Annotated in this window: 8 protein-coding genes; 7 read left to right on the forward strand and 1 reads right to left on the reverse strand. The window is 40.6% G+C overall.

Features of this window, described 5'->3' with window-relative positions; all coding sequences use genetic code 11:
• Positions 1-5: 5 nt before the first annotated feature.
• From AC07VK_RS14195 to AC07VK_RS14225, 7 genes are all read left to right on the forward strand, one after another.
• The gene (locus tag AC07VK_RS14195) at positions 6-1,529 is read left to right on the forward strand and encodes a RagB/SusD family nutrient uptake outer membrane protein (RefSeq protein WP_492961230.1); all 1,524 of its coding nucleotides are present in this window, start codon (positions 6-8) and stop codon (positions 1,527-1,529) included.
• 24 nt (positions 1,530-1,553) lie between these two features.
• Entirely contained in the window at positions 1,554-2,303 is a 750-nt protein-coding gene (locus AC07VK_RS14200; RefSeq protein WP_492961232.1) for a hypothetical protein, read from the forward strand.
• A gap of 32 nt (positions 2,304-2,335) precedes the next feature.
• A complete protein-coding gene (locus AC07VK_RS14205; protein ID WP_492961234.1) occupies positions 2,336-3,955 on the forward strand; it encodes a DUF5008 domain-containing protein in 1,620 nt (539 codons plus the stop codon).
• Between the two features lie 36 nt (positions 3,956-3,991).
• Entirely contained in the window at positions 3,992-5,689 is a 1,698-nt protein-coding gene (locus AC07VK_RS14210) for an alkaline phosphatase family protein (RefSeq protein WP_492952726.1), read from the forward strand.
• 30 nt (positions 5,690-5,719) lie between these two features.
• Positions 5,720-7,165: a PA14 domain-containing protein gene (locus AC07VK_RS14215; protein WP_492961238.1), complete on the forward strand. Its 1,446-nt coding sequence runs from the start codon at positions 5,720-5,722 to the stop codon at positions 7,163-7,165.
• Between the two features lie 12 nt (positions 7,166-7,177).
• Positions 7,178-8,017 carry a PKD domain-containing protein gene (locus tag AC07VK_RS14220; protein WP_492961240.1) on the forward strand — a complete coding sequence of 280 codons (840 nt, stop codon included), beginning with the start codon at positions 7,178-7,180 and terminating at the stop codon, positions 8,015-8,017.
• Between the two features lie 210 nt (positions 8,018-8,227).
• Positions 8,228-10,702 (forward strand): glutaminase family protein, encoded by a 2,475-nt coding sequence (locus AC07VK_RS14225; RefSeq protein ID WP_492961242.1) that lies wholly within the window; start codon positions 8,228-8,230, stop codon positions 10,700-10,702.
• A gap of 688 nt (positions 10,703-11,390) precedes the next feature.
• Here the strand turns inward: AC07VK_RS14225 and dinB are convergent.
• Complete coding sequence (dinB, locus tag AC07VK_RS14230) at positions 11,391-12,491, reverse strand: DNA polymerase IV (RefSeq protein ID WP_492961244.1); 1,101 nt, start codon at positions 12,489-12,491, stop codon at positions 11,391-11,393.
• Positions 12,492-12,493 lie beyond the last annotated feature (2 nt).

A 12,493-nucleotide genomic window follows, 5' to 3' on the forward strand; every position in this document is an offset into this window, starting at 1 on the left:
TTATTATGAAAAAGTTTATCATTTATTCTTTGATTTTAGCAGCATCGTTTTCATTGCCTGCTTGTAAAAAGTTTCTGGATATCCAACCTTTAGACAAGTTATCAGGAAATAACTTCTTTCAATCTAAAGAAGATGTTGAAGCCAATATTTACGATTTATCGCGTATTGTTTTCGGTAAGTTTAACGAAACACATTTTATAGGCGCAACAGGCGAGTACCGCTCTGGCGAAGTATTATACGAAAGCCAGTCTGATTTAGCGCCGGCCCGCGAGTTTGTTGAGATTTTAGGTAAAAACAACCTGTTGGGTTTATTGTCAGGTGGCCGCCCTTGGGACTTTTACAACTTCAACAGAATTACCGATTGGACCGATTATTACCGTGCCATTCAAGGTGCCAACATTTTAATGGCGAAGCTGGACGAAGGTGTACCCGGACTTACCGATGTGCAGAAAAACCAGTATAAAGCCGAAGCTGCATTTATCCGTGCGTTAAGCTATTTTATCATGGTCAGGTTATATGGCGATGTAGTGTATTATACCGATGCATTCCATTCAACGGCTTTGCCACGCGAAAACTTTGTTTCCGTATTAAACAAATGTATAGCTGATCTTAAAACCTATAAAAATCAGATCCCGTGGACTTATACCGATCCATCTTTAAAAGGAGTTAGGGCCAGCCGTGGAAGCATTATTGCCTTAATTATGGAAATGAACATGTGGAATGCCGGTTTTGATGCAAACAATTCGAAGAAATACTATCAGGAAACTGCCGATTTAGGGCGCGAAATGATTGCCAGCGGCGCTTACAGGTTATTGCCAATTTCAGAATGGGCTACTGTAATTAAAGGAAGATCAGACGAGAGCCTATTCGAATTTTACCGCAGTATTAACTATGGCGATCAAAATACCAATACAGCACCGGTGGCCGATATGTTTTTGCATTACCCATACAAACGGCCAGAATATACCCACCGTGTAAGTTTTGCTTATTTCAGAGGAGAGTACATGCAGAAAATTTTTCAGGATGGTAGCGATAAGCGAATTACCAGCTGGTTTAACGAAGATATTTTTGCCGATAACGGAAAATTTATGATGATAAAATTTGCGCAGAATTCTTTCTCTACCGGTGAAGAAGATGCCAACCCTGATAACACGTTTATGATTTTTAGATATGGTGGCGAAATTTTACTGGCAGCCGAAGCACTTGCCGATTTAGGAGAAGATACCGAGGCCATTAAGCTGGTAAATATGGTAAGAGATAGGGCACAGGCGTCAAAATATGCCGGTGGCGGAGGCTCTACCCTGAAGGATTTTATTTTTTACGAAAGATCTAGGGAATTAATAGGCGAAGGACACCACTATTTCGATTTGGTGCGTACCAAGCGGATTTTAAGCAGCCAGTGGTCGTACAATGTACTTACCTCAGATAAATTTAGCCGTGGCGCATGGACCTGGCCAATAAGCGGGAATGCCTTAAATAACAATCCGTTTATGCGGTTAAACGATTATTGGGTTAATGGTGGTAATTAATTTTAAATAGAAATTATACAAGATATGAAAAAGCTAATTATTGCATGTGCGGCACTTTTACTTGTTTTAAATGCCTGTAAGCGTGATGAGTATTATATAGACGGAGGTAAGGCGAAGGCAGAGTTTGATGGGAATATGATGCAATACCTACAGGCCAAAAAAGTTCCATTTGATACCGTTGCCCAAATTGTAAAACTGGCCGGTATGGAGCAACAGTTCAGTTCTGAGAATTTCACCTTTTTTGCTTTTGATGATGATGTGGTGCGGAAAACGATCGGCAATATTCACACCAACGAAAGAGATAGAAACCCAAAGTTCGAATCCTTAAATCAATTACTTTATGAATCAGGCAGAGATACGGTAAAAACCCTCGATCAGATCAGTCCGGCCATTTGGCGCAAATACCTGCAACGTTATATGTTTAAAGGTGTAAACATGTTAAAAGATTATCCCCAGATCGATCTTAACCTCAGAAGCATTTATCCTGGTGCTCTACATTACGATTACAACAATGATGTAGCCAATATTGGGGTAGTTTTTTATGATGCCAACGGAATTAAATACATCGGTTACAGGCAGCTTGTGCTCTCTTATATTCCCGATGTATCAAAACCGAACGATAACTGGTACCCAAGTTATGTCGCATCATCCGATATTAAACCAACCAACGGAATGGTGCACTCGTTACGATACCAGGGTGCATACCTGGGGTTCAATTTATATGAATTTTTTAATGATGTATATAACACTGGTTTAACACCAAGTAATAAATAATTAGCCTGTTATAATTTTAAAAGAATAGAATCATGAAAAAAATAAAATACATGCTAATCGTATTTTTTCTATGCTCCTTAGTGATACAGGGATGTAAGAAAGAAGAAGAATTAGGCGAAGATCCATATGCAGATGGTAAGGCACCACTGGGCATAATCATTAGCCAAACTTTATTGCCTGTTCCATCAGAAGGGATTGTAGGTACTACCGTAACCGTACAGGCCAAAGGCTTAATGCCCTTTAAAGATAAGTTAACCTTTATGTTTAACGGCGAAAAAGCAGAAGTGCTTAGCGTTACCGAATCTACTATTGTAGTTAAGGTGCCCGAAGCCGGAAGTACAGGAATCACCTCGATTGCTATTGGCGATCAGCTGATTTTAGGCCCGCAGTTTAATGTAACAGGCCTGATCAAAAACGATATCACTTTTAAGGCAACGGCAGGAACAAACGGCTATGTAAACCAGTTTTACGAAATGCTTGATGGAAGGGCGCTTGTACTTGGCAGCTTTAACAATTACAATAATAATGGATTCATCACACCGAATAATAGAATTGTAAGAACTTCTTTAGATGGCGATTACGACCGTACTTTTAGAACAGGTAGGGGCGCTAATGGCACATTATCGAGGGTAATTGAAATTGGCGGGCGTTTTATCATCGCCGGTGGATTTAGCGGCTATAACCAGCGTACAGAAAACATTAGTAACATTACCAGTTTATATCCTAATGGTGCTATCGATACCATTAAAATCCAAACCAAGCGCAAACCAACCTTAACCGATACGGTTACCCAAAAATGGTTTCCTAAATTTAATGGCGGTACCAACGAATACATTAACCGCATTTACCCACATCAGGGCAAAATTTTAGCAACAGGTAATTTTAGGTATTACGTAAAAAGAACTTACGATAAAGACAATTATGATTTTTCAAGAGATACCGTAATTCTGGATAGTACCGAAATCCGCCAGATTTTAAGGTTCAATTTAGATGGTTCTTTAGATAAAACCTATCGTTTTAATACTGCAACCAATAAAGGTAATGTAAGTGCAAATGGCCCTATTGATACCTATATGCATACCGATGCAGCCAATCTCGAAAAATTAATGGTATTTGGAAACTTCAACACTTTCGATGATCAGCCTGCTGTACGCATTTTAAGGTTAAATGCCAATGGCACTAAAGATCCGAGCTTTAACCCGGGCAGCGGTGTAGATAACGGAATAACATCACTTACCTATAATACCACTACCAGGAAATACCTGATTACAGGAGCATTTACAAAATACAATGGGAAACCTGTAAACGGCATGGCACTAATTAACGAAGATGGCAGCCTGGATGAGTCTTTCACTGCTAAATTCTTTGAAGGCGGTTACCCTTATTTTGCCCGCCAGATTTCGAATGGATTGATTGTAGTAAGCGGTGGTTTTAAAAAGTACAACAACGTTACCAGAAATGGTTTTATGGTGCTTACCCCGGCAGGACTGCTAGCGCCTGGCTATAATGCAACCGGACCATTTTCGGGCGGCCTTTCTGATGTGATTGAAACAAAATCTGCAGACGGCAAAAAAGCACTTTTATTAATCGGAGGTTTCAACCGCTTTGATAACCAGCCTTTCTACAACATCGTTAGGGTAACTATTGAATAATAACCAGAAGCCAATTAAATATAAATTAAGATGAGCATGACGAAAAAATATAAATTACTGCTTGGTTTAATGGCCATCGTAGTTACAACAGCCATATTTTCCTGTAATAAAGATTTCGATAGAAAACTTACAGATAAAGACGGTACCGATACCACAAAAGTAAGATACGGAAGCCGTAAAATTTTATACCTGGTAGTTGATGGTGCAAGAGGGCAATCGGTAGCAGCAGCCAATATTCCAAATATTACGGCGCTTTTACCACATTCAGTTTACAGTTGGGTGGGCTTAAATGAACCAGAAGCTACACAGAATGCCAGTAATTGGGCAAGCATGTTAACCGGTGTGAAAAAAGCGAAACACCTGGTAAATGATGATAACCTAACCAATAATAACCTGCAGAATTACCCTGTAATTTTTAAAAGGATTAAAGAGAGCAGGCCACAGACCAAAATTGTGGCACATACCTCTTCTACAGTTTTTAAATCGCTAACAACAGGTGCAGATATCAGCACTTTGGCCACCAGCGATGACCAGGTTAAAGCTTCGGTAATTAACGATTTAAATACCGATACCGCCTCAGTAATTTTAGGCCACTTTACTGATGTAGATAAAGCCGGTGCACAATATGGTTACGATAATTCATTCCCGAACTATAAATCGGCAATAGAAAAATTCGATACAGGAGTGGGAGAGATGATGGCTGCATTAAAGAAACGCCCTAATTATATTAACGAGGATTGGCTGGTTATTATCGCTTCGAGCGATGGTGGTGCATTTACCCTCCCGCCTAATACCGACGATCAAACCATTTTTAGTAAACCGGCAAACAATGCTTTTGTTATTTACTATAGTGCTGCTTATAACAAACGGATCCTGGTAAAGCCATTTACAGGTAACAGGTACCTGGGCAAAACTGTTAAAATGACCGGTACCCAAATTAGGGCTGAAGTGGCTGGCGAAGATGCAGGTGTTTACAATATAGACGATACCACCAAGATGACCATCGAGCTTAAAGTTAAAAAGAACAGAGAGCAGATCTCATACCCTAGTATTTTAGGTAAACGAAACGAATGGTCTGGTGGTCACCCTAGCGTGGGTTGGGTTATTTATTTAGAAGACCGTTACTGGTATTTCGAATGGAGAGGTACAAAAGATGGCGATTACCGTCAATGCAGGGGCGCCGATATTGTTCAGGGCAGATGGGAAAACCTGTCGGTTAAATTAGAACAGCGCGGTAACCAAAGGTTTATCAGAACTTATACCAACGGGACATTTAACAACGAGTTAGAAATTACCGGATCTGGTTCCTTAGCCAATTCGAATGCATTGAAACTGGGTTATTTAAATGGTCAAGGGCACGGAGAGCCAGATTATTATGTAACCGATATCCGTTTCTTTAAACTAGCTGTTCCAGATGGGGTAATTGGACAATACTCTTGCGAAACATCCATCGATCAGAGCCACCCTTCTTACAACTTCTTGGTAGGGTACTGGCCAGCAACCGACGGCAATGGCGATAAGATGATCGATCTTTCCTCACAGGCCCGCGATTTTAAATTGCAGGGACCATATGTTTGGGAAAATTTCAACGATTTAATTTGTCCGCCTTCAACCAGTTCCTTAGCGCTCCTGGTTCCGCAAACAACTGATATACCGGCGCAAATGGTGAACTGGTTAAAAATTGCCAATAACCAGCAATGGGCGCTTGATGGCAGGGTTTGGTTAGACCAATAAACAGGAATATTGATAATTTAAATATCGAAAATGAAAAAAATTATATATACAGTATTAATGGGCTTAACGATCATGATTGTTGCCTATTCTTGTAAAGAATCTCAAATAGACGATTTGGATCTACCACCTGCGGCAAGCAGAAGTATTACTGGCGAAGGCATTGTTGTGGGCAATGTATCAATAGATAATCAGTTTGTTAAAGTTCCGTTCAAAATTTCACTCTCGGGAGCAGCCGAAGAAGCTTTTCAGGTAGGATTAACCCTAAATAACGATACCGTAACGCAATTGATTAATAATGGGGGTTTAACCAATGCTGTACTCATGCCCTCAGCTGCTGTAGAGTATCCTAACGTAATTAATGTTGCTTATGGAACAGACAATGCAGAAGGAATAGCCATCGTTCGCCGGTCGGTATTGGAACGTTATTTTGGTAAAAAGGTGGTTTTTGCCTTAAAACTTTCAGCGCCTGGTAAAGGCAATAAAATTGCCAATGGCAAATCGAATATCCTGGTGATCATCAATACTGAAGAATTGTTAAAATCTACCGACATCCATTTTTTAAGTTTTCAGGGCGGAGGGATTTATAACGTAACTCAGGGACCTAACTATCAGGTAGGACCTGGAGGTGTTATTATTCCCCTCATTATCAGTCTGGATAATGCACCTTCAACAGCTTTTAATGTAAAAATTAGAGACAAAGTAGATACTATTGCCACGCTGGTATCAAGCGGGGTATTGCCGGCAAATGCGATTCACCTGGCGGCTAAAGATTTTACCATCGATACCTTGGTGAGATTTAATACAGGCGCAACAAGTGCTGTAGTGAGGTTATCTATTCCATGGCCTGTGTTCGATGCTAATATTGTATCCAATAAGAAATTCGCCTTTGCCTTAAGCCTGAGCGATAATACCAATCATGTTATCCATCCTACAAAAGGAAAAGTAATTGTGGTGGTTGATCCAAGTGTAAACCTGGATAACAATTCGCCGATTATTGGAAATGGTACAGGTTTGATTGCCAAATATTATACCAATACACAATTGGCGCCAGACGACGGCCGTGAGCCTTTTGCCACGCGGGTAGATGGCACAATCGAATTCTCGGGCGATGGCTGGCCGGATAATGTAAAAAATACTGCTGGTACTTCTTTGAGCAGGGATAATTTCGCTACCAAATGGGTGGGCGAGTTCCTGGCACCAGTAAGAGGCGACTATATTTTTTATCAAACGCGTTGGGATGACGGATCGAGATTGTTTATCAACGGAAAAGCCATTATCGACGATTATACCACACAATGGGACAAACCAGAACGAAAAGCAACCATCCGTTTAGAACGTGGTATCAGATATAAAATTGAAGCACATCACCGCGAAAATGTTGGCGGACAACAGGCATATCTCGAATATGAAGTTCCATCAGCAGGTATAACCGGTAAACGTGCAGTACCAAGAACACAATTATTTCCAACTCCTTAAACTTGAATAGATATGAAAAGTAATATGAAAAGATTATTGGGTATATGCTCACTTTTACTGCTAATTGTGGTGTTAATGGTGAAATGTAAAAAAGACGAAGTCGTAGAGGTTGTTCCGGAAGTGGAAGAACCAAAGCCTACAGCTGGGTTTACTTTCATAAAACCCGATACATTAAAATTTTTAGAGTACCAGTTTACCGGAAATTCTACAAATTACAAAAGCTTATTGTGGCAGTTTGGAGATGATAGCACCTCGGTTGAGGTAAACCCGAAACATACTTACCGTTTTCCGGGGAAATACAAAGTAACCTTAACGACAAGAAATGGCCAGGGTTATACTGCAGCAAAAGAAGTAATGCTTAGTGTGGTCGATCCGACCATAAATTATTCCATTTGTGGCGAAAATTACATAAAAACCATTGGCGGTAAATATTCAGTTAACCTTGAAGCTGGTGCGGGTGCCGATTCTGGTGAAGGCTCTAAAAAATTGGTCGATCAGGATATCAATACGAAATTTCTACAAGCGGGTTTCGATGGTACGCAAAAATGTACCTTTGAGCTAAATACTCCAAAGGTAGTGGGCGCGTATACCTTAACATCGGGTAATGATGCGCCAGATCGCGATCCAAGATTTTGGATTTTGCAGGGCTCGTTAGATGGGATCCAATATACCGATTTGCATACGGTAACCGTTTGTCCTTGGGAGAACAATGATAGCAGCAGAAAACAGACTAAACTTTTCCACTTCGACAACTACATTGCTTATAAATTTTACCGCCTTTACATTAAATCTAACAGAGGAAGCCGTGTGTTTCAATTGGCCGAGTGGACAATCAACAAAAAACAGCCTTAGTTTAATATTAGTTTATGCACAATTTGAAAAATACATGGAGCTTAAAAACTTCATGTATTTTTTTGAGGATTGATTTTAAATGTCACTTAGACAATTAAAAAATCAGGTTCCTTTGCAAAAAGTAAATTATATTTTATACATTAGTAAAACGTTTAACTAGCGTTAAATCTAGCCATAATATAAATTCAGATTTCAATACACACACAAATTATGAACAAAACGAACACTTTAAAGTTTTTAAGCATACTGGGCTGCATGTTTGTAGGCGGCTTGCTGAAAGCACAAGAGCGAAAGGCGCCAGCTTATCCTTTAATTGCGCACAATACCTATTTTAGCATTTGGTCTAACACGGATAAGCTAAACGAATCTGCTACCCAACATTGGACGGGTGCCGATCATTCTCTTTTAGGAATGATTAATGTTGACGGAGGGATCTATCGGTTTTTAGGTAAAGAAACCACTACCTACAAAACGCTTGTGCCTGCTTCGGATGAAAAAGGTTACAACGTAAAATATACAGAAACCGAACCTCAGGGCGATTGGAAAGCCGCAAATTACACCGCCAGTAACTGGCAAACAGGTAGTGCACCAATAGGGGATGATGCCAAAAATGTGAAAACATTGTGGAAATCGCACGATATCTGGGTAAGAAGAACCTTTAATATAGCTAACCCGGCGTCAATAAACGAACTGTTTTTAAAGATAAACCACGATGATAATATTGAGGTTTACCTAAATGGGAAGAAAATTTATACCAAAGAAGGCTGGACCAATAATTTCCAATACATTGCGTTAAGCAACAGCGATAAAAGCGCATTAAAAGCCGGATCGAATGTAATTGCCATCCACCTGATTAATACTGCTGGTGGCCGTTTTCTAGATTTTGGCCTGGTAGACCGCTTAAAAGATAATGCCGAAAAAGTACAGCTAGCCAGGCAAAAAAGTGTTGATATTAATGCCACACAAACCATTTATAACTTTACCTGCGGCAAGATTGATTTAAAATTAACTTTTACCTCTCCCTTGTTAATGAACAATTTGGGTTTATTTGCACGTCCGGTTTCTTACGTTTCCTATCAGGTAAAAGCAAATGATGGTAAAACCCACCAGGTAAAAGTATACCTCAGTGCATCGTCAAACATTGCGGTTTATCGCCCTACGCAAGAAGTTACGGCAAGTAAATACAGCACGGCTAAATTATCGGTATTAAAAACGGGTACGGTAGAACAACCTGTTCTTCAAAAAGCGAGTGATGATATGCGGATCGATTGGGGTTACTTTTATGTGGCTGCACCAAAAACCAGCAATGCCATCCAGTTTGTAACGGCCGAAAAAGATGCTGCCGATGCTTTTAGGAAAGGCAATTCTGCTTCAACCGCTAAACAGGGCAAAATGCTTGCATTGAACACCATTATCCCTTTTGGACCGGTAGGTAAGGCTGCGGTAGAAAAATATGTTGAACTGGGCTATGATGAAATTTATGCTGTTCAATACTTCAATAAAAATTTAAGGCCATGGTGGAATACCTCAGGAAAAGAAACCATCGAGGCACAACTAACCGCCGCGGCTGATGAGTATAAAAACGTGATTCAGAAGTGCGAAGCTTTTAACAAAACTTTGTATGCCGATGCCTTAAAATCGGGTGGTAAAGAATATGCCGATTTATGTGTTTTAGGTTATCGCCAGAGCATTGCAGCACATACTTTGGTAAAGAGCCCGCAAGGCGAAATTTTATGGTTATCTAAAGAAAACAACAGTGGTGGTTTTATCAATACGGTTGATGTAACTTACCCTTCAGCACCATTGTACCTGATTTATAATCCTGAACTGTTACAAGGCATGTTGAACGGTATTTTCTATTTCAGCGAAAGCGGAAAATATCCTCACCCTTGGGCAGCTCACGATCTGGGAACTTATCCATTAGCAAACGGACAGACTTACGGTGAGCCAATGCCGGTAGAAGAATCGGGTAACATGATTATTTTAACTGCAGCAATTGCCAAAGCACAGGGAAATGCCAATTATGCCAAAGCACATTGGAAAACCTTAACCACCTGGGTCGATTATTTAACTAAAGAAGGGTTAGATCCTAAAACGCAGTTATGTACCGATGATTTTGCCGGTCACCTGGCCCGTAATGCCAACTTATCGGTAAAAGCGATTGTAGGTATAGCCTGTTATGCCCAGATGGCACAAACATTGGGTTATGATGATATAGCCAAAAAATATCGTGCAATTGCTGAAAGCATGGTGCCAAAATGGATTGAAATGGCCGATGCCGGCGATCACTATGCTTTAACTTTTGATAATAAAAATACCTGGAGCCAGAAGTATAACCTGGTTTGGGATAAGGTGCTTAAGTTAAACCTGTTTCCGCAAAAGATATACGACACCGAAACCAAGTATTACCTGACTAAACAAAATAAATACGGTATTCCGTTGGATAGCAGAAAGGCCTACACTAAAAACGACTGGATTTTGTGGACCGCTACTTTTGCGCCAACAAAAAGCGAATTTGAGGCTTTGGTGCACCCGGTTTATAAACATGCCATCGAAACAGAATCGAGAGTGCCTTTGAACGATTTTTACGATTCGAACACCGGTATCCGCGATAACTTTAAAGCCCGTAGCGTAGTGGGCGGTTTTTATATGAAAATGCTTGCCGATAAATTAGCCGGTAAATAAAATCTTACCCCTCAAAATTAACAATTAAAGGCGCTGTAGTTATTGCTGCGCCTTTTTTATTCCCCTTGGTCTGTGTCCTCACAGACCAGATAGACAAGGTTAATATACTCAAACGGGGCAATATTAGTATTATTTATCCTATCGGTCGGTGTCTCACCGACCGATCTACAAGCAAAGAAAGATATTTAGCGTTTAATAGAATTAGGAAATGATTGGCTTGTGGCTCTTGGCGGTTTGCAGTCCCGCTCACGCTTTATCCCGATGAAACCTGTGAAACAAGCAAGCACACCATAAAAAGCAAAAAGACAGTGCTTAAAATCGGGATGTTCGCTCCATCCGATAGCTATCGGATCTGGTTTAGGCACAAGGGTTTCTGCACCCAGCTACCCCGAAAATGAAATGCTGCTTTGGCCCAATAGCCCCGGTTGCAGCGTTACCCTGCAGCAACGAGGAAGCGAAGCGTATAAGCGTAAAACGGGGAGAAACTTATTGTTCTGTACAGGCCTTGCGCTTCAAAAGGAAATTGGTGTTTTAAAATTAGAAAATGAATGGCTTGTGTTTCTTGGCGGTTTGTAGCCCCTCCATTATTCTATCGGTTGGTGTCTCACCGACCGAAATAAATCATAGCGTTTGTTGTAAGATTGCTTCATCGGTTGAAAAGGCTTTCCCGAAATAATGATTTATTTTATCAAAACTCAAATTCCAGCTGGTTGCTTTCTGGCTTTTCGATTTCAACATCATCATAAAACCGCGATAAGGTAATACCCAACAACCTTACCTGGGTTAGGCCGATAGCGGCCTCCTCCAAAAGTTTAATCGCTTCAGCATAAATTACCTCGGCTTTGTTTATCGGTATAGCAAAAGAACGGCTGCGCGTAATGAGTTTAAAATCGGCAAACTTGATTTTTAGGGTTACCGTTTTTCCGCTGAGTTGATATTTTTCCAAACGTTTAGCCACGGTTTCACTGATCTGTTTTAGCAGATCGTGCATCACCGAATCTTCATTGGTATCTTCCGAAAGGGTATCTTCTGCACCAACTGATTTGGTTTCGCGATTCGACTGAACGGGACGTTCATCAACACCGCGAACAATTTTATAATAAAACCTTCCCGATTTCCCGAATTGGGCAACAAGCTGTGCTTCAGTTAATTTTTTTAAATCTGCACCTGTATTAATCTGCATGGCTTTCATTTTGGCACCGGTAACTTTGCCTACCCCAAAGAATTTTTCAACCGGGAGTTTTTCCATAAAAGCTTCGATCTTCGATGGTCCAATAAACGTTAAACCATCCGGCTTGTTCATATCTGAAGCTACTTTGGCTACAAATTTATTGATCGATACGCCTGCAGAAGCAGTTAAATTTAACTCATTTTTAATGGCATCTTTAATGGATTGTGCAATGTCAATAGCCGATCCAATTCCGAGCTTGTCTTCCGTTACATCAAGGTAGGCTTCATCCAGCGAAAGGGGTTCTATTATATCGGTGTACCGGCTAAAAATTTCCCTAAGCGCTTTCGAAACAGCGGTATAGGCATCAAAACGAGGATATACGAAAATTGCTGTCGGGCAAAGCTGGTAAGCTTTACTGCTCGACATCGCCGAGCGGATTCCATATTGCCGTGCTTCGTAACTGGCTGTAGAAACCACACCGCGACTGTCGGGCTTACCGCCAACAACTAAGGGCTTTCCCCGGTATTCAGGAAAATCGCGCTGCTCTACAGATGCATAAAAAGCATCCATATCGATATGAATTATTTTTCTTAAAGCCAGTGGAGTTGAATCAGACATGC

The organism is Pedobacter sp. GW821-FHT01D05, from assembly GCF_059422505.1.